The organism is Curtobacterium flaccumfaciens (assembly GCF_004361695.1).
Classification (GTDB): Bacteria; Actinomycetota; Actinomycetes; order Actinomycetales; family Microbacteriaceae; genus Curtobacterium; species Curtobacterium flaccumfaciens_B.
The window spans coordinates 68,958-94,027 of sequence record NZ_SNVW01000012.1; the positions used below are offsets into that span (position 1 = coordinate 68,958).

Consider the following 25,070-nt stretch of genomic DNA (forward strand, 5'->3'; position numbering starts at 1 on the left):
GCTCCGATGACCGAACCCGCCCTCGTCTCCGCCCAGCCCTGGTCGCACCTGGAGGCCCGCGACGGACTCCTCGACCGGGCGACCGTCGCCACGGGCTCGATCGGGGGCGTCCGCGTGCGGGTCCTCCCCGAGCCGCTGCAGACCGAGCGGGACGGCACCACCGTGCAGGCCGTGCGACTCCTCGTCGACGGACGGCTCCCCGCTCCGGAGGCCGCGACGCTCACCGGGCCGGCGGGCGAGCTCGTCGTCGGCAGCGCTCCGGCACCCGACGACACGTCCGTCCGGCTCCTCGTCCGTGCCGTCACCGAGCCGACCGAGGTGTCCCTGGCGCTGCCCGACCTCGGCGACGAGTCGATCTCCTTCGTGCTGCTGCCCCAGCGGCAGTGGTCCGTGCACGTCGTGCACCACTCGCACTTCGACTTCGGGTACACCGACCCGCAGACCACGGTGATCTCGTCGCAGCGCTCGTACCTCGACTCCGCGGTGGAGCTCGCCGCGGCGACGAGCGAGCGGCCCGACGCTGCCCGGTTCCGCTGGAACGTCGAGGCGCTCTGGGCGTTCGCCGACTGGGAGCGGCACCGTCCGGCGGCGAAGGTCGCCGAGTTCGTGCGGCTCGTGCAGCAGGGGTCGATCGGCCTGAGCGCGATGCCCTACAACCTGCACACCGACACGTGCTCGACCGAGGAGCTCCACGAACTCCTCCGCGAGGCCCGGCGCATCCGTGAGCAGTACGGCATCGACTTCACCACGGCCATGCAGACCGACGTGCCCGGACAGGTCGCGGGCCTGCCCGACGCCCTGCAGGAGGTCGGCGTGCGCTACCTCGCCGTCGCGCACAACTGGGCCGGCCGGTCGATGCCGCACCAGAACGGCGCCCTCGACCTGCCGCGCCTGTTCCGGTGGCGCACCCCGGCCGGCAACTCGGTCGTGGTCTGGATGACGGACAGCCCGCACGGTCTCGCGTACATGGAGGGACCCATGGTGGGGCTGACCGAGTCGTACGAGGTCGCCGAGACGTACCTGCCCGCCTACCTGACCGCGCTCGCGACCCGCGGCTACCCGTTCCCGCCCGGGGTCTTCGGCGCGCACGGCGAGACGGCCGAAGGGCGACCCGGCTACCCGTGGGAGGTCCTGCACCTGCGGACGCAGGGGTTCATGGGCGACAACGGGCCGGCGCGACTGCACCTGTCCGAGGTCGTCCGCCGGTGGAACGAGACCTGGACGTCGCCGACCCTGCGCGTCTCGACGAACGAGGACTTCTTCGCCGAAGCCGAGGCCCGGCACGGCGACGAGCTCGTCACGGTCGAGGGGGACTGGGGCGACTGGTGGGTCGAGGGCGTCGGGTCCGCAGCCGTCCCCCTCGCCCTCGCGCGTGAGGCACAGGCGACCGTGAGCGACGCCCGCTCCTTCTCGCAGGCCGCCGCGTGGCTCGGCGGGCAGGCGGTCCCGACGGAGCGCGCGGACGCCGACGCCGCCTACGACGCGATCTCGATGTTCAACGAGCACACCTGGGGTGCGAGCAACTCGTGGACCCACGGTGACGAGGGCTACGACTCGGGCGAACGGCAGTGGCAGTGGAAGGTGGCGCAGGCGCTCACCGGCCACCAGCGCGGACGCGACCTCGAGGAGCACGCCCTCGTCTACCTGGCGGACACCGTGGCCACGCCGGACGACGCCCTCGCGGCGATCGTCGTCGCCAACGCCTCCGGAGCCACCCGCACCGGCGCCGTCCGCTTCCTGCTCAAGGAGTCGACCGTGCCGCTCGACGCGCACGTCGCAGTGCGCGACGGCCGCACCGGCGAGCGGCTCGACCCGGTGCTCGAGCCGCAGTCGAACTCCCTGCACCGTGAGTCCGGTCGCTGGGTGACCGTGCAGCTGCGCGACGTGCCCGCGTTCGGGTTCGTCCGGATCGACGTCCTGCACGCCGACCAGGGCGCCGTGGTGCCGCGGACGCACGACGCGCTGACGACCCCGGCGGCCGACCTGTTCACGCTCGAGAACGAGTACCTCCGCGTCGTGGTCGACCCGCAGACCTCCACGATCCGCTCCGTCGTCGAGCTGGCGACCGGACGCGAGGTCGTCGAGCAGCACGCGCCCGCCGGATTCAACGGGTACGTCTACGACGAGTACGGGTCGTCCGGTGCCGGCGTGAACCACCTCTCCAACAAGCTGTGGAGCTCCGACCGCCTCGAGCTCCTCGCCAGCCGGACCACCGGCGGTCCGGCGGTCCTGGTCGAGCGGGTGTCGGACGCGGTCGAGGAGCGGCTGGTCTACCGGTTCGCGGCCGCCGGCGTGGACAGCGTCACCGTCACGCTCCGTCTCCGGCACGGTGAACCCCGACTCCGCATCGAGAACCGTCTCGAGAAGCCGGTCACCCGCACGAAGGAGAGCGCGTTCTTCGCGTTCCCGTTCGCCGCGGCCGAGCCCGTCGTCCGCTACGAGGTCTCCGGCGGCGTGACCGGCGACGGCCTGGCGCACGTCCCCGGCGCCCCGCAGCACATGCGCGCGATCCGGAACTGGGTCAGCGTGCAGGACGCCGACGACGCGGTGGTGTGGGTCACGAAGGACGCTCCGCTCGTGCACCCGGGCACGATCTCGCTGCCGTACGCGCCGTTCCCCGCCAGCACCAGCCCGGCGCGGGCGGCGACCGTCTACTCGTGGCTGCACAACAACGTGTGGGACACGAACTTCCCGATCGAGCAGGGCTTCACCGCGACCTTCGAGTACGCGATCGGGGTCCGCTCGCACCCGGCCGAACCGGTCGAGGCCGTGGCGGTGCAGACGACCGCCGACCTGGTCCGACCGCTCTCGGCCGTGCCGGCGTCCGGCTCCGGTGGTGCGGGTGTGGCGTCGGCCGAGCTCCTCACGATCAGCGACCCGCGCGTGCGGCTCGTGTCGGTGGTCGCCGGCGACGACGACGGGACGTCCGTCGTGCGGCTCCAGTCGTTCGCGGACGTCCCCGTCGACGTCGAGCTCGCCTTCGGGGCCCCCGTCGCGACGGCCGTCCGGACGACCTACCTCGGGGACGCGACCGGCGTGCCGATCACGCTGGACGCCAGCGTCGCGCGGACGACGCTCGCGCCGTTCGAAGCGGCGGCGGTCAGCATCGTCACCACGGTGTGAACCGCGGTGCGGCCCGGCGGCGAGCCGGGTCGCACCGGGACACCGTCCGTCAGCGGGTGCTCCAGAACGAGATCGACCGGCTCTGGTCCCCGCTCATCACGACGGTGTGCGACGCCGCCCGGTCCGCGACCGGCCGGTTGCCCTCGCCGCCGTACCAGTACGACACGTAGCGGCGCTGGCTCGGCGACCACCCGACGACCTCGACCTTGTAGCGCCCGGCGCTCAGGACCGACCCGAAGAGACCGCCGCGTCCGGGCGACCAGTACAGGACCGTCGTGTCGAAGGTGCTGCCGATGGACTCGCCGTACACGTGCACGGTGGCGTTCGTGAAGTCGGTGTCGAGCTGCGGGTTGAGGATGCCGGTGAGCGTCACGCCCTCGGTCGATGCGCCGTCGATCCCGTCGACCACGGTCTCGGGCCGGCCGACGGCCTCGTGCGACACCCGGACGTACGTGCGCTCCGCGGTGGACCCGGGATCGCGGTGGAACCCCCACGACTGGTTCTTCAGCGCAGGCCATGAGTCGAGCGTCTCGTCGTGGGCGTTCACCTGCACGCTGTAGTCGTCGCTCGGCAGCCCGTGCACCCAGTAGTGGCCGTCGGGCGACGAGACGGTGCGCCGCACGGTGCCGGTGTTCCAGCCGCGCACGACGACCGAGGCGCCGGACAGGTCCGCCCCGTACGGGTTGCGGACCGTACCGCCGATCGAGGCCCCGGTCCGCATGACGAGGACGACGGTGTCGTGTTCGCCGGGCGCGACGACGACCCCGGTGCGCGTCGCGGGGATCGTGTCGGCGAACCCGTACGACCCCTCGCGCTCGCCGTGCAGCGTCCAGGTGCCGGCGGGGACGTCGTCGAAGGTCAGGCGTCCGCGCTGGTCACTCGTCGCGGACATCGCGGTGCCGCCGTCCGCTCCGCGCAGGTCGACGGCGACGCCCTCCATCGCGATCGGTCGCTTGTCCGGATCGGTCAGCATCACGGTGAGTGCGCCGTCGTCCGGCACCGCCGCGGTCGCGGTGACCGGTGTCACCAGCACGCCGATCAGTGTCGTGGCGATCACGGCGGTGGTGATGCCGGCCGTCGTCCGTCGTCGTGTGGTCATGGTGGGCCCCTGATCCCTGTGCGGGACCCCCTGGCCCCGGTGGAGTGGATGCTAACCACATGCGCCGCCGCCCGCGCCGCCACAAGCGCCGCCGCCCGCGCCGCCGCCCGCGCCGCCGCGCGTGCGCCACGAGCACTGCCGTGGAGACCGTCCGCGCCGCCCCGCGCCCGGTACGGTGGCCACGTGGGCACGGTCACGCTGCAGGACGTCGCGGACCACGCCGGTGTGTCGATGAAGACCGTGTCGAACGTGGTGCGCGGCTACCGGCACGTCAGCGTGGCCATGCGCGACCGCGTGCAGGCCGCCGTCGACGAGCTCGGCTACCGCCCCAACGTCTCCGGCCGGAGCCTCGCCACCGGCCGCTCGAACATGCTCGCCTTCGCGTTCCCGGACCTCCGCCGGCCGTACTTCGCCGAACTCGCGCACGTGTTCTCCCGTGTCTGCGCGGACCGCGGGTACCAGCTGCTCCTCGAGGAGACCGGCGGCACGGCGGACGGTGAGCGCTCCGCGGTCCGTGGTCGCGAGGCCGGTGTGGTCGACGGCGTCGTGATCCACCCGCAGGTGCTCACCCCGGAGTACATCGACGGCATCCGCGGGGACACCGTGGTGGTGTTCCTCGGCGAGGACGTCCGGCCGGAGTGCTCCGACCAGGTGGTGATCGACAACGTCGGTGCGGCCACGGATGCGGTGGACCACCTCGTCGCGCTCGGTCGGCGACGGATCGGGTTCCTCGGGCACGAGACCGGACCGGCGTCACGCACCTCGACGTTCCGGCTCGAGGGCTACCGCGCCGGCCTGGAACGCGCGGGCCTCGCCGCGGACGACGGCCTGCTCGTCGCACGCGAGATCGGTGACGCCGCGGGCGCCGAGGCAGCATTCGGTGCGGCCCTCGACGCCGGTCTCGACGTCGACGCACTCCTCTGCCGCGACGACCTGGCGGCGATCGGTGCGCTCCGCGCGATGCGCCTGCGCGGACTCGAGGCACCGGACGACATCGCGGTGGTCGGGTGGGACGGCTTCGGCCTGGCCGCGAGCCTCGCCCCCAGCCTCACCTCGGTCGCGCCGGACACGGTCGCCCTCGCCGAGTCCGCACTCGACCTGCTGCTGGGACGCATCGACGGTGACGACGCGGCCGGCCGCCTCGTCACCGTCGGCCACCGGCTGGTGGTGGGGGAGAGCGCACCGTACGCGGACGGTTCCGTCGACTGACCGGAGGCGCGGGGCGGGGCCGCCACGCGCCTCCAGTCCGTCACACCGTCAGTCCCCACCCGTCTGGTCGCTGTCCGGGTGGACCGCACCGAGCAGCTCGACCAGGGCGGCGCGGAGCGCGACCGGCAGGTCGACGCTCCCGAGTTCGGCGATCCGGTCGGCGCGGGACGCGTCCCGCGCCACGACGGTCCACGCCTCGAGCTTCTCCGGGTTGCCGGCCTGGGCCCGTTCGAGCAGGCGGCGTGCGCCGTCGCGTGCGTCGACGCCCACCGACGGCGGGCCGGCGAGGGCGAGCACGACGCCGTCAGCGGTGTCGACCTCGAGGTCGACCGAGAAGCGGTCCGCACCCTGCGCGTCCACCGTCTGTCCTGCTGCCGGGGCCGCGAGGAAGGTGACCCGCCAGTGTCGGTGCGCGGGGACGGACGAGCGATCCCCCTCGGCGGCGTGCACCCGGAAGACGGACTCGTCGGCATCCCACGACAGGCGGGTGGTGCAGACCGAGCCCGGGTCGTCCTCACGGTCCTCGACGAGGGTGAACGAGCCGGACGCGCCCGGCGCGACGAGCACCTCGAGCGACGTCGGGTTCACGGTGGCGTCGACCTCGTCCTCGGCGGCGAGCGGCAGGATCCCGCCGGCGCGGAGGAGCACCGGGATGCCCTCGATGCCGCGGTGCAGCTCGACCCGGCGGTCGCCGGCGTAGGTCGTGCCGGTGAAGACGTCCGTCCAGGTGCCGGGCGGCAGCCAGGCGCGGGCGCGACCCAGCAGGGACTCCGGGTCACGCGGCTCCACGATCGGCGCGACCAGCAGTTCGCTGCCGAACGCGTACTCGTTCGGCACCCCGTACGCCTCGTCTCGGTGCGGCTCCAGGTGGTAGACCGGTCGCACCAGCGCGGTGCCGGCGACAGCGCGGTGGTTCATGGTGTGGAGGTAGGGGACCAGCCGGTGGCGGAACCGCAGCGCCTCGCCCATCGCGTCGCGGGCCTCGGCGGGGAAGGCCCACGGCTCCTTCCGGATGAACGGGTTGTTGGCGGAGTGCAGCCGCATGATCGGCGAGAACACCCCGAACTGCACCCAGCGTGTCGCCAGCTCGTCGTCGCGGACACCGCGGGTGTGCCCACCGACGTCGTGGCTCCACCAGCCGTACCCGATGTTCGCGGCGGTCGCGGTGAACTCGGGCTGGAACGCCAGCGACGCCCACGAGACCACGGCGTCGCCGGAGAACCCGACGGCGTAGCGGTGGCTGCCGGGGCCCGCGTAGCGCGAGAACGTCATGCCGGCACCGCCGTCGCGAGCGGAGTCGAGGTGGTGGAAGTGGTTGAGGAGCCACAGCGGGTCGACGCCGGGCAGGTTCGTGGTGCGGCCCTGCTGCCAGTCGATCCACCAGAAGTCGACGCCCTGCTCCTCGAGGGGGTGGTGCAGGTCGGCGAAGTACGAGCGGAGGAACGTCGGGTCGGTCGGGTCGAACGGGACGGCCTGCTCGGACGCCGGGTCGATGCCCATCGCCCGGGCGACGGCGGGGTAGGCGTCCTCGAACGCGCGGACGCCGTCGGCGGGGTGCAGGTTCAGCGTCGTGCGCATCCCGCGGCGGTGCAGCTCGGCGAGGAACGCCGCCGGGTCGGGGAACAGCGACGGCTCCCACGAGTAGCCGGTCCAGCCGTTGCCGAAGCGCTCCGGGACGGAGCCCACCCGGTGCCAGTCCATGTCGATGACGGCGACCGAGAACGGCAGTCGTTCCTCGGCGAACCGGTCGACCAGGGCCAGGTACTCGGTGTCCGTGTACGGGTGGTACCGGCTCCACCAGTTGCCGAGCGCCCACCGCGGCAGGAGTGACGGCGCACCGGAGACGGCGTGGAAGGCGTGCAGTGCGGCGTCGTAGTCGCGGCCGTACGCGAAGACCGTGACGTCGCGGCGACCCGGGATGCGGGTGCCGATCCAGCCGTCGTCCGTGAACAGGAAGGAGTCCGAGTCGTCGAGCACGGTGATGCCGTCGCGCGCGAGGATCCCCGACTCGAGCGGCATCCGACCGTCGACGTCGTCGAGGGTGCGTCCGGTGCCGCCGAGGTCGCGCGGCTCCTGGCCCCACCGCCACCGGTTGGCGTCCGGGCCGAGGGTCTCGACGGTGAAGCCGCCGGGCGAGAAGGGGCGGCCGTCGTAGCGCAGGCGGGCGCGGGCGGTGGTGACGACGACGCCGGTGGCGGACTGGCTGCGCGCGGCGTCCGCGGTACCGGCGGCGTCCGCGGAACCGGCGGCGTTCGCGCTGCCGGTCCGCTCGACGGTGAACGACGGGACCGGCAGGTCGCGCCGGAGGGCGAACGTCGAGGCGCGGTCCTCGAACCCGCCGTCGTCGCTCCACTCGACGCGGAACACCCCGTCGGCGAGCACGGTCACACGCCAGTGGTCGCCCGTGATCGTGGCGGCCGGGTCGGCGCGGGGCGCTGCGCCGGGGAAGGGGCGGATCACGTCCGCGGTGGCCTGGGTCTCAGTCGATGCCATCAGTTCTTCACCGCTCCCTGGGTCACACCCGAGATCACCCAGCGCTGGGCGAACAGGTACACGATGATCGTCGGCGCCATCGCCATCAGGTAGGACGCGAACGCCACGTTGTAGTTCGTGCCGAACTTGCTCTGGAAGATGTTCTGCACGACCGGCAGCGTCTGCATCGTCGGGTCGGCCGTGATGAGCGACGGCAGCATGAAGTCGTTCCACGAGGCCAGGAAGGCGAAGATGCCGACCGTGGCGTTCATCGGCGCGAGCAGCGGCAGGATGATCTGCCAGAAGATCTGCCACGTGCTCGCCCCGTCGATGCGGGCGCTCTCCTCGAGCTCGACCGGGATGGACCGGAGGTAGGCCGAGTAGAGGAGCACGCTGAACGACAGCTGGAACATGGCGTGCAGGATCCCGACGCCGATCGGGTTGTCGAGGCCGAGCTGCGCCGTGAGCTTGATCTGCGGCAGGGCGATGACCGGGAACGGCAGGAACATCGCCGCGAGCAGGTACACGAACGAGAAGCGGAAGAACCGCTTGTGCCAGTTCCGCACGATCGCGTACGAGGCGAACGAGCTGAGGAGCAGCGTCGCGACGACGGTGAGCGCGGCGACGCCGACGGACACGGAGAACGAGACGGGGAAGCGCGTCAGCTGCCACGCCTCGACGAAGCTCGCCGGGTTGAACGGCGCGGGCAGGGACAGGGCGTTGCCGTCCACCGACTGCGCGCTCGTCTTGAACGCCATCGCCACGGTGACGTAGAGCGGCACGAGGACGGTCAGGGACGCGACCGCGAGCAGGATCGTCAGCGGCCAGTTGATCCGGCCGAGGCGTCCACGGCGGCGGGGCGGCTGGCCGGGGTCGGTCGGTGTCGTGCGGGGGACTGGGGTGCGGGTGTCGACGGCGGTCATGCGAGTCGCAGGTTCCTTCCACGGGTCGCCGCGAGCTGCAGCACGGAGATGAGGACGGTGATGATGAAGAAGACGGTCGCGTTCGCCATCTGGTAGGCGTAGTCGCCGCCGGTGAAGCCGCCGAAGATCGTCATCGCGACGCTGCTCGTCGCGGTGCCCGGGCCACCGCCGGTGAGCCCGACGATGACGTCGTACGCGCCGAGGTAGCCCTTCACGCCGAGCACCGTGTTGATGACGATGAACCCGCTGATGAGCGGCAGCGTGATGGAGCGGAGCTGCTTCCAGGCGCCGGCGCCGTCGAGCGCACTCGCCTCGTACAGGTCGTTCGGGATCGACGTGAGCCCCGCGGTGTAGACGAGGAGCGCTCCCGGCACGGTCTGCCAGGCCGAGACGATCACGATCGACAGCCACGCCAGGTTCGGGTCGCCGAGGATGCTCTGCTCGAGCGGCCCGAAGCCGACTGACGTGGCGAGGGCGGGGAGCGTGTTCGAGAACAGGTAGTTGAATACGTACGCCACGACGATGCCGGAGACGACCATCGGGATGACGAACACCGAGCGGAGTCCGGCGGCGTACTTGACCTTCTTCGTCAGGCCGATCGCCAGCGCCAACGCGATGACCTGCGTGACGACCACCGTGACGAGCGCGAACCCGAGCGTGAACCCGTACGAGGCGAGGATCGACGGGTCGGACACGAGCGCCTTGTAGTTCTCGAGCCCGAGGAAGTGCCACGCGCCGAAGCCGAGGTAGTCCGTGAAGCTGTAGAAGATGCCGACGCACGCGGGCGCGACGACGAACGCGGTGAACAGCACGAGGGCCGGCACCACGAAGAAGTAGTACATCCGCTCCGTGCGGTGCAGCGAGCCGACGCGACGGTGCACGCGCGTGGCCGCCGTGGCCGGGCCGGGTGCTGGCTGATCGGTCTCGCGGGCGAGTGGGGTCTGCATGGTCATGATCGCTCCTGGGGTCCTGGTCGCCGGGCTCAGACCGTCGCCGACCGGCCGGCGAGCCGCCGCCAGTCCGCGTCGAGTCGCCGCAGCATCGAGGTGAAGTCGCCGCTCCGGATCGCCGACTGCAGGTAGTTGCCGAGCGGGATGGAGGTCGGGATGAAGGTGCCGGCGCCCTGGTAGAACGCGGCGTCGTCGACGTACTGCTGCAGGCCCGCGAGTCGCTCGTCGTTCTGCGGCGGAGCGCCCTTCCGGGTGGAGTACGCGAGGTTGTCGCGGTTGTACGCGTCGATGACCTCGTCCTGCATGAGGAACTCGACGAGCTCGTGCGCCTGGTCGACGTGCCCGCTGGCCTCCGGGATCCAGAGTCCGAGGTCGACGTTCACCCGGGCCTTGCGGTCGGCGGGGTCGTTCGACACGGGGAGTGCGAAGGTGCCGACCTCGAGCTTGTCGTCGATGAGCGCGATCTGCCCGAGCGCCCACGGCCCCTGCAGGTACATCGCGGCCTTGCCCTGCCCGAACGCCAGGTTGCCGTCGGCGTACGACCGGGTCGCGTGGTCCGGGTTGAAGAACGACGAGATGGTCTTCGCGCGCTCCATCGGCACGGCGAAGGTCTTCTCGAACGACACCTCGGAGTCCGGCCCGACGTCGGCGCCGATCGTCTTCATCTTCCGGAAGAACTCCCCGGTGTCGACGAGGCTGCCCACCGAGTAGTCGAACAGGCCCTGCCAGAGCGTCCACGTGTCACGGTCGGTCGCGTAGACCGGCGTGATGCCGGCCTTCTGCAGCTCGGTGCAGACGTCGACGAACTCGTGCCAGGTGGTGGGGACCGGCAGTCCGTGGTCCGCGAAGATCTTCTTGTTGTAGATGACGCCGGCAGCGGCCAGCGAGTACGGCAGGACGCTGACGCGGCCCGGGTACTTCGCGTACTGGTCGCCGAGCGCCGCGATGCTCGGGCGGATCCGGTCGGCGGACGGCAGACCGCTGAGGTCGCGGAGCACCCCGCGCTCGACGTACCGGGCGAGTTCGAGGTTGTCGTTGAAGCACCCGACGTCGGCCGGCTGGCCCCGGACGAACTGCGGCGCGATCGCCGTGGTGCTGTCGTGGACGACGGAGACGCCGGCGTGCTCGCGTTCGAAGCGGCGGAGGAGCTTGTCGAAGTAGGCGATCACCTCCTGCTTCTGCTCGTAGAAGCGGAGCGTGGTGCCGCCCGCTGCGGCCTGGCCGGGTGTCGCGCACCCCGCCAGCGCCAGCGTGCCGAGCGCGATCCCGCCCGCCGCCCCGGCGAGGAACCCACGCCGTCCGAGCGTCGTCCCGATGGTTCCTGTCCTGCTGCCGACCATTGCTGCTCCCTCGTGCGCTCCCTCGCGCGTGGTCATGTTTACAGCGCTGGAAACCGCAAGTCAACGTTGTAATCCGGACAGGAGGCGCGGTGCGCGTCGTTCTCGTCGCTGCGGTCCGCCTCGGGGTCGCGCCCGGCGGGCTCAGTGCGGCGGGCGCTCCTGCCCCGCGTCCGCCGCCCCGAGACCGGCGCGCTCGAGCCAGTCGCCGAGCAGCCCCCCGACGAGCCCCGGCCGCTCGTGGGGCAGCGCGTGCCCCGCGTCGGCGACCGTGACCACGGTGGCGTGCGGGTACAGGTCGCCGTCGCCGAGCCGCTCCTGCCGCTCCCACCCGACCCAGCGGTCGCGTCGGCCGGACAGCACCAGCACGGGTGCGTCGACCACCACCGCGTCGGGGTCGGCGACGTGCGGACCCGTCGTGATCGCGCGCTCCAGGGTCTCGTCGTCGACCGGGCCGGCCGCGGGCACCACGGCGGTCCGGAACCGTTCGAGCGTCGCCGCGGTCCGGACGACGAAGTAGCCCTCGTACTCGGCACGCTGGTCGTCGTCGAGCTGCGCCGAGACACCGTCGTCGCGCACCACCGCGGAAGCGGCCGGACGCAGCTCGCCGGGCACGACGGTGCAGAGCAGCGCGAGGCCGGCGACGCGGTCCGGGTGCCGCGCGGCGACGGCGCGGGCGAAGTGGCCGCCGTACGAGTGTCCGAGGAGCAGGAACGGGCCCTCGGGCACCTCGGCGTCTAGCAGCAGGTCGACGGCGTCGAGCACGTCCTCCGACGACCGGAACCCGCTCGACGGGCGTGAGTCGCCGTGGCCGGGCAGGTCGACGTACACCCGACGGAGGGCGCGGTCGCCTCGGTCGGCGAGCACCGGCTCGAGGAACCCGCGCACCTCGACGCGTGACGAGTACGCGCCGTGGAAGGCGAGGAGCGGCATCCCGCTCCCCGAGGTGTCGTACGCCAGCGATGCCGACGGGCCGGACCGGACCTGACGGGTCATGCCGTCCATGGTCCTCCCCACCCGAGGTGCCGTCCACCCGCAGGACGCAACGGTCCGCAGCGTCGTCGACACCGCGGCGCACGCCCGAGCACGAGCGCGCCGCGGGAGGCAGCGGACACGGTAGCGTCGACGACGGCCTGTCCCCGACCCGGATCGAGCAACGATGCCTGACGTCCACCGCCCCGCCGACGACCGCTACGAGCAGCTCCCGTACGAGCGCGTGGGGAAGAGCGGCCTGCTGCTGCCGCGGATCTCCCTCGGCCTGTGGAACAACTTCGGCGCGGACCGCGCACTCACGACGCAGCGCGACATCGTGTTGCACGCGTTCGACCGCGGGGTCACCCACTTCGACCTCGCGAACAACTACGGGCCGCCTCCCGGTGCCGCCGAGGAGCAGTTCGGCCGCATCCTCGAGTCCGACCTGCGCCCGTTCCGCGACGAGCTCGTGGTGTCGACCAAGGCCGGCTACGACATGTGGCCCGGCCCGTACGGCAACTGGGGCTCGCGCAAGTACATGCTCGCCTCGCTCGACCAGTCCCTCGGCCGCATGGGCCTGGACTACGTCGACGTCTTCTACTCGCACCGCCCGGACCCGGAGACGCCGATCGAGGAGACGGTCAGCGCCCTCGTGACCGCCGTCCGTTCGGGCAAGGCTCTCTACGCCGGCATCTCGAACTACGACCCGGCCCAGACCGCCGCCGCGGCCGAGGCGCTCGCCGCCGAGAACATCCACCTGCTCATCCACCAGCCGCGCTACAACATGTTCGACCGGGTCCCCGAGGACGGCCTCTTCGACGAGCTCACCCGGCTCGGCACCGGCGCGATCGTCTTCTCGCCGCTCGCCGGCGGGCTGCTGACCGACCGCTACCTCGACGGCTCGGTGCCGGTCGGGTCGCGTGCGGCTGAGGGGCGCTGGTTCACGGCGGAGCGGATCGACGACGAGTACCTGAGCACGGCGCGGGCGCTCAACGACATCGCGGCGGCGCGCGGCCAGACCCTCGCGCAGCTGGCGATCACGTGGGTGCTCCGCCAGCCCGCGGTCACCTCGGCACTGGTCGGGGCCTCGAGCGTCCGCCAGCTCGACGGGACGCTCGACGCCCTGTCGGGTGCGGCCCTGTCGGACGAGGAGCTCGCGGCGATCGACGCGCTGGTCCCGCGCGGCTGAGCGAGGCCATGGTGGGGGCATGACGGAGCAGGACGAGATGATCCACCCCGAGGTCGCGCCGAGCGGGGACGGGTGCGTCGAGTGCGACGCGACCGGCTCCTGGTGGGTGCACCTGCGGCGGTGCGCCGCGTGCGGCCACGTCGGCTGCTGCGACGACTCGCTCAACACCCACGCGACGCGGCACTGGCAGGAGACGGGCCACGCCGTCATCCAGAGCTTCGAGCCCGGTGAGACCTGGGCCTGGGACTACCGCGACGACTCGCAGTTCGAGGGGCTGGAGCTCGCGGCGCCGACGAGCCACCCCGTGGAACAGGCAGTCCCCGGGCCGGCGGATCGCCTTCCCGGGGACTGGTTGGAACTGCTCGGCGGGTCGCGCTGACCGAGGTCAGCGCGACCCGCTGACGGATCAGACCGCCGCGGTCGCCTCGTCGCGGTGCGGGAGCTTCCAGCCCGGACGCACGAAGTGGCAGGTGTACCCGGCCGGGTACTTCTCGAGGTAGTCCTGGTGCTCCTCCTCGGCCTCCCAGAACGGGCCGGCGGGGGCGATCTCGGTCACGACCGGGCCCGGCCAGATACCGGACGCGTCGACGTCCGCGATCGTGTCGCGGGCGACGCGGTCCTGCTCGTCCGAGGTTGGGAAGATCGCCGAGCGGTAGCTGCGGCCGACGTCGTTGCCCTGGCGGTCCTTCGTCGACGGGTCGTGGATCTGGAAGAAGAACTCGAGCAGGTCGCGGTACGAGATCACGGACGGGTCGAAGACGATCTCGACGGCCTCGGCGTGGTCACCGTGGTTGCGGTAGGTCGCGTTCGGGGTGTCGCCGCCGGAGTAACCGACGCGGGTGCTGATGACGCCCGGGCGACGGCGGAGGAGCTGCTGCGCTCCCCAGAAGCAGCCGCCGGCGAGGATGGCGGTCTCGGTGGTGGTGGTCATGGTGGCCTCCTGGGCTCTCGTGCCGCTGGCTGCGGCACCGTACTGTGCAACCGGCGACGGGGGTGTCCTGTTCCCGTTGCGGGCCGGGAGGCGCGGTGCGGGCTGGCACCGCGCCTCCAGGCCGCCGTGTGGTCGCGTCTGGATCCGCGGTCGCGTCAGTCGGTCGTGTCCTGCAGCGCATCCAGCGCTGCCACGTCCTCGGCCGACAGGACGAAGTCCACTTCGGCGTTCTCCGCGATCCGCGACGGGGTCGTCGACTTCGGCAGCGGGAGGACGTCCTGCTCGAGCAGGTAGCGGATCGCGACCTGCGCGACGCTCTTGTCGTACTTCGCCGCGATCTCGCGGATCTGCGCGTTCTCGAGCAGGCCGCCGGTGGCGAGCGGCGAGTAGCCCTCGGTGAGGATGTCGTGCTCGCGGTCGAACGTGGTCGTCTCGTCCTGCGTGTTGCCGATGAACCAGCGGATCTGGTTGGCGTGCGGGACGACGTCGGTGCGGCCGAGCAGGTCCTCGAGGTCCGCGACCGTGAAGTTCGAGACGCCGATCGAGCGCGTCCGGCCGGCGTCGTAGAGCTCCTCGAACACCTTCCAGACCTCGACGTTGCCGTCGCGGTGGTCGGACCCCATGTCCGACCAGGGCCACGGCGCGTGGATGAGGTACAGGTCGACCACGCCGAGGTCGAGGTTCCTGCTCGACGTCGCGAAGGCCTCGCGGGCGCCGGCCGCGGTCTTGATCTCGGCGGGCAGCTTGGTGGTGATGAAGACCTCGTCGCGGGGGACGCCGCTGTCGCGGACGGCTTCGCCGACGCTGGCCTCGTTGCCGTAGGCGAGCGCGGTGTCGATGTGCCGGTAGCCGAGGTCGAGCGCGGTCTTCGTGGCGTCGTAGGCGTCGCTGCCGGACGGGATCTGCCAGGTGCCGAACCCGATCTTCGGGATGTGCAGGCCGTTGGACATGGTGAACGTGTCGATGAGAGCGGGCATGCTCCGGACGATACGCCCGTGACCGTGGCGTCGTCGGTCAGGGCATCGCGTCGCCGGCCGAGCCGTAGAGGCTCGTCGCCAGCTCGCCGAGCACCGCGAGCAGGTCGCCGCCGTGCGCCGTGTCGACCGCCCGGAGCACCGCGGTGTAGCGCTCGCGGTAGTCCGCGACCACGGCTTCGCCCGCCGGTAGCAGGCGGAGGAGCGACCCGCGCCGGTCGTTCGGGTTCGGTGCGCGCTCGAGCAGTTCCGCGCTGGACATCCGGTCGATCATGTTCGTCACCGCGCCCGAGGTCAGTCCGAGGAACCCGGCGACCTCTGTCGGTGTGGAGTACCCGGTGTCGCTCACGAGCACGAGCGCACGCAGCGCGTTCTCGTGCACGCCCGCGCGGGCACTGAGCTGGCGCACCAGGCTCGCGTTCGCGCGCACGACCGCGTCGAAGGCCGTCAGCATGTCCGCTGCGTCCGTCTGACCTGTCCGGGTCACAGGTGCTCCTCTTGTCGTTTCGGTGTCGCCGGGGCCGCCGCGGATCGGCGCACCCCTCGCACTGGGGTCAGTCTACGAGTGGTTAACTTGGTCAAGCGTTAAGTATCTTGATCATTGAAGCAAGAGAGCCCGAACCCCTTGCTCCACCACACACCCAGACTCCCTGATCGAAGAGGTATCCCCGTGTCCGACAAGCTCCGCACCTCCGCACTGAAGCGGATCCGCTTCGCCCCCGTCGCGCTCCTCGCGGGCATCTTCGCGGCCGTCCTCCTCTCCCTCTCGCTCACCGGCACGCTGTCCGGGTTCGCGGCGAGCATCACCAACAGCAGCAACACCGCCGCGAGCGGCACGCTCATCATGCAGGAGCAGAACGCCGGCGCCACGGTCACCTGCCTCAGCACGGACGGTGGTTCGGTCTCCACGAACGCGGCGACCTGCTCGACCATCAACAAGTTCGGCGGCAGCACCACGATGACCCCGGGCAACACGGTCAACACCGCCATCTCGATCAAGAACACCGGCACCGCGAACGCCGCCACCTTCACGCTCACCCCGGGCGCGACCTGCACCCAGTCGGCCAACGGCACGATCAACGGCTCCGCCACCGACCTGTGCGCCAAGATGAACCTCGTGATCACGTCCGGCGCGACCACGGTCTTCAACGGCACGCTCGCCAGCTTCAAGGGCGCCGCCGCGTCGGCCTTCACCATGCCGGCCGCCCCCGCCGCCGGTGCCAGCGTCCCCTTCACCTTCGCCGTGACGCTCGACCCCTCGGCCGGCAACGCGTACCAGGGCCTCTCCGCCTCGGTGCCGATGACCTGGACCTTCACGGCCTAGTCCCCTTGACCGCGACGCTCGGCCGACCCCCTTCCGGTCGAGCGTCGCCCCCCATCACCCCGCACCACCCACGTCGACCCACAGGACGGAGCAGCACATGAGCCAGACCGCAGCGATCCCGCTCAGTGGCACGCTCGACCGTCCGCTCCTCGGCGCCCCCACCGCCACCCGCTTCGAGACCGTGCTCGCCTGGTCGGTCGCCCTCGTCGCCGCGGTCCTCCTCACCGCCGCCGTGCTCTTCCTCTCCGCCGGCGGTCGCTGGTTCGTCGTCGAGACCCCCTCGATGGGCGAGGCCGCCCCGGTCGGCACGCTCGTGCTCGACCTCCCCGTGGACGTCGCCACCCTGCACGTCGGCGACGTCGTCTCCTTCGAGACCGCCGCCAACCGCGGCGTCGTCTACACGCACCGCATCACCGCCGTCGACGCCGACGGCGGGCTGCACACCCGCGGCGACGTCAACGGCGCGACCGACCCGTGGACGCTCACCCAGGACGACGTCATCGGCACCCCGGCGCTCCTCGTCCCGCACCTCGGCTGGCTCTTCCGTGCGGCACCGCTCCTGCTCATCGGCACCCTGGTCATCTGGACGCTCACCAGCGTCTTCACCGACCGGGTCACCCGCTCGTGCCTCCGCATCGCGGGTGCCGCGCTGACCGTCTCGTACGCCGCGTTCGTCCTCAAGCCGTTCGTCAACGTGACCACCATCACGAACACCTCGAGCCCGTCCGGTGTCGAGGCGACCATCGTCTCGTCGGGCATGTTCCCCGTCCGGGTCGAGGCGCAGGGCGCCGACAGCGTGCACCTCGTCGACGGTCAGGTCGGGCGGATGGTCATCCACGAGCTCACGGCGAACGGGCACTACCAGCTGACCTCGAACATCGACCTCGGCCCGATCGGGTGGTCGCTGCTGATCGCCGCGTGCCTCGTCCCCCTCGTGCTCTGCCTGTCGGTCGGCCGCGTCGAGGCGGTGCGTGCCTCGTGAGGCTCCAGCACCTGCGCGACGGTCGCGTGATCGCCGCCGTCCTCGTCCTCGGGCTCGTCGTCGTCGCGCTCCTCAACGCGTTCTCCCCGACCCGCTCCGCCTACAGCGCCGTGGTCACGAACTCCGGCAACTCCGCCGCGACCGCGCCGTACTTCACGTGCACGGCAGCGGTCGGCGCCGACACCACGAACGCGCTCTTCGCGTACCGCCTGACCGAGGCCACCGGGGCGTCGACGGCCACCGACTGGTCCGGCAGGAGCGCGAACGGCACCTACCAGGGGTCGATGACCGCCACGACCCCGAGTCCGAACGCCTGCCCGCGGGACACCGGCAGCTCGTACCAGCTGAACGGCTCGACGAGCTTCGTGTCCACGCCGCGGTCGTACACGAACCCCACCACGTTCAGCGAAGAGGTCTGGTTCAAGACCACCGTCGCGGGCGGGATGCTCATCGGCTTCGGCAGCAACCAGGTCGCTACCTCCGGGCAGCACGACCGGCAGGTGTACCTCAACACGGCCGGCCAGCTCGTCTTCGGGACCTACAGCGGGACCACGCAGGTCGTCACGTCGCCGAAGACCTACACCGACGGCGCGTGGCACCACGTCGTCGCGACCCTGTCCGCCGGCACCGGGATGCGCCTGTACGCCGACGGTGTCCTCGTCGCGTCGAACACGGCGTTCACCGCCGCGGAGCCGTACACCGGCTACTTCCGCATCGGGTACGATACCGTCTCCGGGTGGCCGGGGCAGCCGTCGAACTTCTTCTTCACCGGGTCGATGCGGTACGCGGCCGTGTACAGCACGGTGCTGTCGGCGACGCAGGTCGCGAACCACGCGGCGGCCGGTCGCTGACCGGGCCGGCGGGCTCGCCGGCCGTTGCCCGCTGGCGACGACTTCACGGGCTCAGCGACACCTCACGGGCCGCAGAGGCCGTGAGGTGTCGCTGAGCGCGAGGGTCGGTGCGTGCGGATCGGTCACGAGCCGGCGACGGGACCGGCACCGCGCCTCCAGTCCGCAGCTGGTCGCGGCGGGACGCTAGGCGACCGCGATCTCGTTGGGTACGCCCGGCAGCTCGTCGCTGGAGGCGACGACCTCCCCGGTGGTCAGGTCGACCGCGTGCACCGTCCGCTCGGCGGGGTCGGTGACGTACGCGACGTCACCCGCGACCCACAGGGCCGGGTGGGCGTCCTGCCACTCGGCCGGGCCTTCCCACGCGTCGATCACGGGGAACGAGTCGAGCTGGTCGCCGGTGGTCGCGTCGAAGGTGTGCAGGGCGCCGTCGTCGCCGAGGACCACCGCTTCGTCGCCGGGGCCGCGGGCGAGGTCGCGGAAGGTGAAGCCGACGCCGTCGGGCATGTCCACGACGCTGTACTTCCCCGTCGCCGCGTCGATCAGCGCGATCTGGTCGAGCAGGTAGCCCTCGCTGTCCGGGTCGTCGTTGTAGTCGCCGACCGCCACGGACGAGGAGTCCGTGGTGAACAGGTTGCCGGTCCGGCCGTACTCGGTCGGGGCGTCGATCTTCTCGAACGCGCCGTCGGCGTAGACGAGCGCGCCGTCGGTGCACCCGAACACCGCGACCTCGCCCCGCACCGCACCCTCGCCGTGCACGTCCGGGCAGGCCTCGGACCGTGCGAGCTCCTCGCCGTCGGCGTCGAGTGCCCGGACGCCCGAGCGGCTCTCCTCGGTGCCGATGGTCATCAGAAGCGTTCCGTCCTCGAGCTCGATCGCGACGCCGTGGTGTGCGGCCTCGGACCGGGTGGTCGTGGTCTCCGGCAGTTCGTCGCCGTCGAGTGCGGTGTTGTCGAACGTGGTCACGTCGCCGCTGCCGTCGGCGAACAGGGCGGTGCGGTCGCCGTGCACGACCGCGTGACCGCCGGTGTCCGCGGGGAACACCGCGTCGGTCAGGGCCGGGTCGGCGGCGGTGTCGAGCACCCGGAACCCGTCCGGCACGGTCACGAGCACGTGCCGCCCGTCGCCCGCGGGGTTCACGCGGGTGAAGCCGTCGATCGCGTCGTCGGACACGACCCGCAGGTCCTCGTCGAGCACGAGCAGGCCGCCGTCGTAGGTCAGCGTGATCCGCGTGCCGTCGGCGCTCGGCGTGGCGTTCCGGTCCGCCTCGGCGTCCGCGGGGTCGGTCGCGCACCCGGTCAGGGCGAGGGCGGCGGCCCCGAGCAGGGCCGCGGGCGCAGCGGCCCGCATGATCTTCTTCTTCGTGGTCATATCGAAACTGTATTGATTCTCATTCTCAATGACCAGTCGACAGGCCGTCGACGATCGCCGCCGTGTTCGAGCGCATCATCCCCAGGTAGGTCGAGGCGTCCCCCTCGGCCGTCAGTGACTCGGTCGCCAGGGAGCGGATCGACACGTGCACGTCGACCTCGTCGGCGAGCACCTCGGCCAGTCGTGCCGGTTGTGAGGCATCCGCGAAGATCGTCGACACACCGGCCTCGTCGATCGCGTCCGCGAGGTCCCGCAGGTCCGCCGCGCTCGGGGAGGCCAGGGTGGTGCCGCTCGGGATCACGGCGCCCACCACCCGAAAGCCGTACCGGTCGGCGAGGTACCCGAAGACGTGGTGGTTCGTCACCAGCGCCCGACGGTCCTGCGGGACGCCGGCGAAGGCGGACACCATGTCCCGGTCGAGGTCGTGCAGCCGGTCGAGGTACGCCGCGGACCCTGCGGCGTCGATGCCGACGTCCCGGAGTGCGTCGTCGAGCACCTCGACGACGTCGACCATCCGCGCGGGGTCGGTCCACACGTGCGGGTCGGGGCCGCTGTCGTCCTCGGTCGTCCATTCCAGGGCGTCGATCACGTCGCCGGCGGTGAACACCGAGACGCCGTCCTCGGCGGCCGCGGTCACGTGCTGGGCGACGCCCTCTTCGAGTCCGAGGCCGTTCTCGACCACGAGGTCCGCGGTCCGGAGCCGGGAGGCCTCCTTCGCCGAGATCTCGAACGAGTGCGGGTCGGCGCCGGGCGGCATGAGGACCATCACGTCCGCGGCGTCCCCGACGACCTGACGTGTCACGTCGCCGAGGATGTTCGTCGTCACGGCCACGAGTGGCCGGTCCGACCCCGCCGACGTGCAGGCCGTCGTGCCGGCCGTCACCGCGACGAGCACCGCAGCGGCGGCGAGCGTCCGGGCGGGCCACCGGGCAGGCCACGGGGTGGACGGCCTCCGCCGCGTGGTCCCCGGCTCCGGCCGGCTCACAGTCCGACCTCGGCGAACGCGGCGGGCGCGATCGGCAGCTCGATCGTGCGAGCGACGCGCCCGCCGTCCGCGAAGTCGATCTCGTGCACGACGCCGTCTTCCGGATCGGCCAGGTAGGCGCGCTGGGCGTCGAGCTGCAGGAGTGGTACGGCGTCGGCGTCGGCATCGATCAGCGGCTCCGTCGTGGCCACGACGACGGTCGCGGCCGTCAGCACGACCACGCGTCCCTGGTCGTCCACGCCGACCACGTGCTCGTCGGCGTCGTCCACGGCGACGACCGTGCGGAGCGGTCGTTCGGTGGCGAGATGCCGCCAGGAGCGGTCCCGTGCATCGAGCAGCCAGGCGCCGGTGGCCCCGGCGACGCCGGCGACGGTGGGCCGTCCGGACCGGGCGGCGAAGGAGGTCGGGCGCTCGGCACCGTCGGGCAGCGCGACGAACGTCGTGCCACCGTCGTCGTCCACGACCACCGCTCCGTCCGCGCACCCGACGACCGCGCCGGCACGGGTGACGATCCCCCCGGTCGGGTCGGTGCACGCCTGCGGCGCCGTCCCGCTGGCTGCTCGGCCGTCACTGTCGAGGACGCGGACGCCGTCGTCGTTCGCCTGGACGAGGTGTTCCCCGAACGGCAGCAGCACCGAGGCGTCGACCGCCGCGCGCTGCTCGACGTCGCCCCGGCCAAGGGCGTCGCGGTCGAGCGCGACCGCCTCGCCCCGTTCTCGCCAGGTGATCGTGGTCGTGGTCTCGGACGAGTGCACCTCGACCGGTCCGCCGCCGTCGAGCGTGCCGACCACCCGCGGTTCCGCCGCGTAGTAGTGCGTGTGGTCGCCGTGGTCGACGGTCCAGGCGCCGCCGTCGACGACGGTCGTCCGCTCCATGTCGCTGGTGACGAGGAACCGACCGTCGGTGGCGGAGTGGCGGGGAGCGTCGATCGGGTCGAGCGTCGTGGTCTCCGCGGTGAGCAGGTCGTGCAGCACCGTCTCGCCGGTCGCCGAGACGGCCAGGAGGCGCAGCTGCGGTTCTCGGGACTCAGTCGCCCCGTCGACGAAGCCGTGTGGCACTGCGGATCCGGTCGCGCCGTCGGCTGCCGGCGACGGCTCGGTCGCCGAGCAGGCCGCGGCGGCGAGGGCCAGGCCGGTCGCGAGACCGAGTGCGCCCAGGACGCGCGTGGATGCTCGGTGTGTGGTGGGGTTCATGGTGCCTCTCGAGGTCGTGTTGCGGATCGTGTGACGCGCGACACCGCGACACCGGCCACGGCGACCGCGGCGATGCTCGCGCCGGCTGCCGTGCCGAGGTGCCACGAGACGAGCAGCCCGGCGGTCACGGCCGCTGCGCCGACACCCGCGGCGAGCAGCATCGTCGTCGCGACGGATCGGGTCCACGCACGAGCGGCGGCGGCCGGGGCGAGCAGGAGCCCGACCACCAGGAGCGTGCCGACCGCGCGGTACGAGGCGACGACCGCCAGGGTCACCAGCGCGATGAGCACGACCTCGGCCAGTCGTGGGCGGAGCCCGAGGGTCGTGGCCTTGCGGACGTCGAACGCCGCCGCGGTGAAGGGGCGATGGAAGGCCGCAGCCAGCGCGAGGGCCACCGCGACGGCGATCCCCAGCCCGACGAGGTCCGCGCGTGTCACGGCGAGGACGTCCCCGAAGAGGATCGCCGTGACGTCCGTGGCGAAGGACCGCGACGACGACACGATGATGACCCCGAGGGCGAGCATGCCGACGAAGAGCAGGCCGATCGAGGTGTCGTACGACAGGCCGCTCCGCCGCTTCAGTGCTCCGATGCCGACCACCATCACGCCGGCGCTGACCGCGGCGCCGATGACGGTCGGGATCCCGGTGAGCGTGGCGATCGCGACGCCGGGCAGCATGCCGTGCGACAGCGCTTCGCCGAGGAAGGCCATCCCGCGCACGAGGACCCACGTGCCGACGACCGCGCAGAGGACTGCGGCGAGGGTGCCGCCGACGAGGGCGCGGACCATGAAGTCCGCAGTGAAGGGGTCGGTGAGCCAGGCCATGAGCTGTGACGCTACATGAAAATGACTATCGATACTGATAGCGTCTTCAGGTGCACACCTCGACCGACATCCCTGCCGTCAGGACGTCCGGCCTCGTCGTCCGACGCGGCGACCGGGTCGTCCTCGACGGCCTCGACGCGACGTTCCCGGCCGGGAGCGTCACCGCGCTGACGGGGGTCAACGGGTCTGGGAAGTCCACGCTGCTCGACGTGCTCGCCGGGGTGCTGCGGCCGTCTGCCGGACGCGTGACGGGCCTCCCGGCCGACGGTGCGTCGTTCGTGATGCAGGCCGTCCCGCCCGGCGCGCTTCCGCTCACCGTCCGCGCGACCGTCGCGATCGGACGGTGGCGGGGTCGGGCCTGGTGGCGCCCACTCGACCGCGACGACCGCCGGATCGTCGACGTGCAGCTCGAGCGGTTGGCGATCAACGGACTCGCGGACCGGCCGCTCGACGAACTGTCCGGCGGGCAGCGGCAGCGCGCGCTCGTGGCGCTCGGACTCGCGCAGCGGGCACCCGTCCTGCTCGTCGACGAGCCGACCGCCGGCGTCGACCAGGTGTCCGCCGCGCTCGTGGTGGCGGCGCTCGCCGACGAGGCCGCTCGCGGGGTCGTCGTCGTGCACGCGGCGCACGACCCGGGGGGCATCGCGGCGGCGGACCGGGTGGTGTCGTTGGGCTGACGAGATCAGACGCGCTGACCAGTTTTTTCTGAGCTAATTGCATAACTCAGAAGATCGGCGGGTGGAAGGATCACATGTCGGAAACGTGGCCCGGACTCGCCTTCGAGGACCTCGAATGGGAGAGCCGGTACCTCGTTTCGAAGAACGAGTACCGACACGGCGTGCTGTACCGGAACGACGAAGTCCTGCACGCCCTCGATGCGTTCGCGGCGCGCGCTGGACGCCGACGGTAGGTCGACTCAGGTGCCGACTCAGGGGCAGGCGACCGCGACCGAGCCGGTGGCCGTCGTCTCACGCGCGACGGGCTCGGCGGTCGGTGCCGCGTTGGACCGCCGCAGCCCCATCGACACGAGCACGACCGCGCCGATCACGGCGACGGCGCCCGCGAGCCAGAAGTCCGCGGCGAGCCCGAACGACGACACCGCCGCCCCGCCGAGCACCGATCCGGCGGCGATGGCGAGCTGGATCGTGGTGACGAACAGCGCGAGGCCGGTCTCCGAACCACTCGGTGACGCGGTCGACATCCACGTCTGCATCCCGAGCGGCAGCGCGCCCCAGACCAGGCCCCACACCACGAGCAGGACGAAGACCCCGACGATCGAGTGTGCCAACAGCGGCAGCAGGACGACGGCTCCGGCGAGCACGAACTTCGCCGAGCCGATGGTGCCGAGGACGCTCCGGCCGAGCGTGAAGCCGGCGGCGAAGTTGCCGACGATGCCGGCGACGCCGAAGACCAGCAGCGCGATCGTGATGGTGTCCGGACCGACCCCCACCAGGTCCTGCAGGTACGGCGCGATGTAGGTGTACGCGGCGAACTGGGCGGCGAAGAGGAACGCGGCGGCGATGAGGCCGACGCGTGCGCGCGGGACGCGGAGCAACGAGCCGAGCGTCGAGAACCGCACCTGCTGCAGGGCGGGGATCTTCGGGAGCATGGCGAGCTGCAGGCCGAGCGCGACGAGACCGAGCACCCCGCCGATCACGAACGCCAGGCGCCAGCTCGCCAGGGACGACACGAGGGCGCCGAGGGGAAGGCTCACGACCGTGGCCACCGAGACGCCCGCGGTGATGAGCGAGGTCGCGCGGATCACGGCGTCGGAGCGGACGAGTCGGCCGGCGATCCCCGCACCGATCGCCCAGAAGCCGCCGATGCCGACACCGAGGAGCATGCGGGCGCCGAGCAGGACCCAGAACGACGGGGCGATCGCGGCGAGGCCGTCGGCGACCACGAGCAGGACGGTGAGCGACACGAGGACGATCCGGCGGTCGATCCGGGAGGTCAGCACCGTGACGACGGGTGCGGCGACGGCACCGACGAGGCCGGTGGCGACGACCATCAGGCCGGCGGTGCCGATGCCGACGTCGAGGTCCGACGCGATCGCGGGGAGCAGGCCGATCGGCAGGAACTCGGACAGGACGAGGACGAACGATCCGAGTGCGACGGACGTGACACTGAGCCACCCGCGGCGCTCTGCTGACGAAGTCATGCGCTGCTCAAGCGCCGGAGTGTCCACGCCATTCCCGTGTGGCGCGGTGTGGCGGGGACGGCGCGGCGGGGGCGGCACAGCACGGTGCCGGTGATGCCGCCGTTCGGGTTCGGCGGCATCACCGTGCGGAGGACGGTCCGCCTAGGGTGCGGGCCGTCCCACTGAGAACCTAGGCAGACCGATATGTGGAGTCAAGCGTCCAC

23 protein-coding genes are annotated in these 25,070 nt (G+C 71.9%); 9 read left to right on the forward strand and 14 right to left on the reverse strand.

The window, feature by feature from the left end; all coding sequences use genetic code 11:
* Positions 1–6 precede the first annotated feature (6 nt).
* Positions 7–3,123 carry a glycoside hydrolase family 38 C-terminal domain-containing protein gene (locus tag EDF64_RS15210; protein ID WP_133520803.1) on the forward strand — a complete coding sequence of 1,039 codons (3,117 nt, stop codon included), beginning with the start codon at positions 7–9 and terminating at the stop codon, positions 3,121–3,123.
* Between the two features lie 49 nt (positions 3,124–3,172).
* On the opposite strand, the gene EDF64_RS15215 is transcribed toward EDF64_RS15210, so the two are convergent.
* Positions 3,173–4,222, reverse strand: coding sequence for a carboxypeptidase-like regulatory domain-containing protein (locus tag EDF64_RS15215; protein ID WP_133520804.1), 1,050 nt, complete (start codon positions 4,220–4,222; stop codon positions 3,173–3,175).
* 183 nt (positions 4,223–4,405) lie between these two features.
* Between EDF64_RS15215 and EDF64_RS15220 the strand changes: the two genes are divergently transcribed.
* Positions 4,406–5,431 carry a LacI family DNA-binding transcriptional regulator gene (locus EDF64_RS15220; RefSeq protein ID WP_243736413.1) on the forward strand — a complete coding sequence of 342 codons (1,026 nt, stop codon included), beginning with the start codon at positions 4,406–4,408 and terminating at the stop codon, positions 5,429–5,431.
* 48 nt (positions 5,432–5,479) lie between these two features.
* Here EDF64_RS15220 and EDF64_RS15225 read toward each other — a convergent pair whose 3' ends face one another.
* The 5 genes from EDF64_RS15225 to EDF64_RS15245 form a co-directional block, all read right to left on the reverse strand.
* Positions 5,480–7,924 carry a TIM-barrel domain-containing protein gene (locus EDF64_RS15225; RefSeq protein WP_133520806.1) on the reverse strand — a complete coding sequence of 815 codons (2,445 nt, stop codon included), beginning with the start codon at positions 7,922–7,924 and terminating at the stop codon, positions 5,480–5,482.
* Positions 7,924–8,826, reverse strand: a complete 903-nt coding sequence (locus tag EDF64_RS15230) for a carbohydrate ABC transporter permease (protein WP_133520807.1) — start codon at positions 8,824–8,826, stop codon at positions 7,924–7,926. The genes EDF64_RS15225 and EDF64_RS15230 overlap by 1 nt, the downstream gene beginning before the upstream one ends.
* Positions 8,823–9,779, reverse strand: a complete 957-nt coding sequence (locus EDF64_RS15235; protein WP_133520808.1) for a carbohydrate ABC transporter permease — start codon at positions 9,777–9,779, stop codon at positions 8,823–8,825. The genes EDF64_RS15230 and EDF64_RS15235 overlap by 4 nt, the downstream gene beginning before the upstream one ends.
* Positions 9,780–9,808: 29 nt before the next feature.
* Positions 9,809–11,152 (reverse strand): ABC transporter substrate-binding protein, encoded by a 1,344-nt coding sequence (locus EDF64_RS15240; RefSeq protein WP_347813193.1) that lies wholly within the window; start codon positions 11,150–11,152, stop codon positions 9,809–9,811.
* A gap of 105 nt (positions 11,153–11,257) precedes the next feature.
* On the reverse strand, positions 11,258–12,109 hold the full coding sequence (locus EDF64_RS15245; protein WP_166645765.1) for an alpha/beta fold hydrolase: 852 nt from the start codon (positions 12,107–12,109) through the stop codon (positions 11,258–11,260).
* A 163-nt stretch (positions 12,110–12,272) separates the two neighbouring features.
* On the opposite strand from EDF64_RS15245, the gene EDF64_RS15250 reads away from it, so the two are divergent.
* On the forward strand, positions 12,273–13,274 hold the full coding sequence (locus tag EDF64_RS15250) for an aldo/keto reductase (protein WP_133520810.1): 1,002 nt from the start codon (positions 12,273–12,275) through the stop codon (positions 13,272–13,274).
* A 19-nt stretch (positions 13,275–13,293) separates the two neighbouring features.
* Entirely contained in the window at positions 13,294–13,653 is a 360-nt protein-coding gene (locus EDF64_RS15255; RefSeq protein WP_133520811.1) for a UBP-type zinc finger domain-containing protein, read from the forward strand.
* A 27-nt stretch (positions 13,654–13,680) separates the two neighbouring features.
* Here EDF64_RS15255 and msrA read toward each other — a convergent pair whose 3' ends face one another.
* The 3 genes from msrA to EDF64_RS15270 form a co-directional block, all read right to left on the reverse strand.
* Positions 13,681–14,205, reverse strand: coding sequence for a peptide-methionine (S)-S-oxide reductase MsrA (msrA, locus tag EDF64_RS15260; protein ID WP_133520812.1), 525 nt, complete (start codon positions 14,203–14,205; stop codon positions 13,681–13,683).
* A gap of 155 nt (positions 14,206–14,360) precedes the next feature.
* Positions 14,361–15,182, reverse strand: coding sequence for an aldo/keto reductase (locus EDF64_RS15265; RefSeq protein ID WP_133520813.1), 822 nt, complete (start codon positions 15,180–15,182; stop codon positions 14,361–14,363).
* 37 nt (positions 15,183–15,219) lie between these two features.
* Positions 15,220–15,666 (reverse strand): MarR family winged helix-turn-helix transcriptional regulator, encoded by a 447-nt coding sequence (locus tag EDF64_RS15270; RefSeq protein WP_133520814.1) that lies wholly within the window; start codon positions 15,664–15,666, stop codon positions 15,220–15,222.
* A gap of 183 nt (positions 15,667–15,849) precedes the next feature.
* Between EDF64_RS15270 and EDF64_RS15275 the strand changes: the two genes are divergently transcribed.
* The 3 genes from EDF64_RS15275 (at position 15,850) to EDF64_RS15285 (ending at position 18,336) form a co-directional block, all read left to right on the forward strand.
* Complete coding sequence (locus tag EDF64_RS15275; protein WP_133520815.1) at positions 15,850–16,503, forward strand: hypothetical protein; 654 nt, start codon at positions 15,850–15,852, stop codon at positions 16,501–16,503.
* A gap of 97 nt (positions 16,504–16,600) precedes the next feature.
* Positions 16,601–17,485, forward strand: a complete 885-nt coding sequence (locus tag EDF64_RS18310; RefSeq protein ID WP_166645766.1) for a S26 family signal peptidase — start codon at positions 16,601–16,603, stop codon at positions 17,483–17,485.
* On the forward strand, positions 17,482–18,336 hold the full coding sequence (locus EDF64_RS15285; RefSeq protein WP_133520816.1) for a LamG domain-containing protein: 855 nt from the start codon (positions 17,482–17,484) through the stop codon (positions 18,334–18,336). The genes EDF64_RS18310 and EDF64_RS15285 overlap by 4 nt, the downstream gene beginning before the upstream one ends.
* A 183-nt stretch (positions 18,337–18,519) precedes the next feature.
* Here EDF64_RS15285 and EDF64_RS15290 read toward each other — a convergent pair whose 3' ends face one another.
* The 4 genes from EDF64_RS15290 to aztB form a co-directional block, all read right to left on the reverse strand.
* Positions 18,520–19,704: a hypothetical protein gene (locus EDF64_RS15290; protein ID WP_133520817.1), complete on the reverse strand. Its 1,185-nt coding sequence runs from the start codon at positions 19,702–19,704 to the stop codon at positions 18,520–18,522.
* Between the two features lie 25 nt (positions 19,705–19,729).
* On the reverse strand, positions 19,730–20,599 hold the full coding sequence (locus EDF64_RS15295) for a metal ABC transporter substrate-binding protein (RefSeq protein WP_133520862.1): 870 nt from the start codon (positions 20,597–20,599) through the stop codon (positions 19,730–19,732).
* 86 nt (positions 20,600–20,685) lie between these two features.
* Complete coding sequence (locus EDF64_RS15300; RefSeq protein ID WP_133520818.1) at positions 20,686–21,882, reverse strand: ABC transporter; 1,197 nt, start codon at positions 21,880–21,882, stop codon at positions 20,686–20,688.
* Entirely contained in the window at positions 21,879–22,706 is an 828-nt protein-coding gene (gene aztB / locus EDF64_RS15305) for a zinc ABC transporter permease AztB (protein WP_133520819.1), read from the reverse strand. The genes EDF64_RS15300 and aztB overlap by 4 nt, the downstream gene beginning before the upstream one ends.
* Before the next feature lie 50 nt (positions 22,707–22,756).
* Here aztB and EDF64_RS15310 point away from each other — a divergent pair, with 50 nt between their 5' ends.
* Both EDF64_RS15310 and EDF64_RS18315 read left to right on the forward strand, forming a co-directional pair.
* Positions 22,757–23,383, forward strand: coding sequence for an ATP-binding cassette domain-containing protein (locus EDF64_RS15310; protein WP_243736414.1), 627 nt, complete (start codon positions 22,757–22,759; stop codon positions 23,381–23,383).
* Between the two features lie 74 nt (positions 23,384–23,457).
* On the forward strand, positions 23,458–23,616 hold the full coding sequence (locus EDF64_RS18315) for a hypothetical protein (RefSeq protein WP_166645767.1): 159 nt from the start codon (positions 23,458–23,460) through the stop codon (positions 23,614–23,616).
* 18 nt (positions 23,617–23,634) lie between these two features.
* Here the strand turns inward: EDF64_RS18315 and EDF64_RS15315 are convergent, their stop codons facing one another.
* Positions 23,635–24,867 (reverse strand): MFS transporter, encoded by a 1,233-nt coding sequence (locus EDF64_RS15315; RefSeq protein WP_133520820.1) that lies wholly within the window; start codon positions 24,865–24,867, stop codon positions 23,635–23,637.
* Positions 24,868–25,070: the final 203 nt, after the last annotated feature.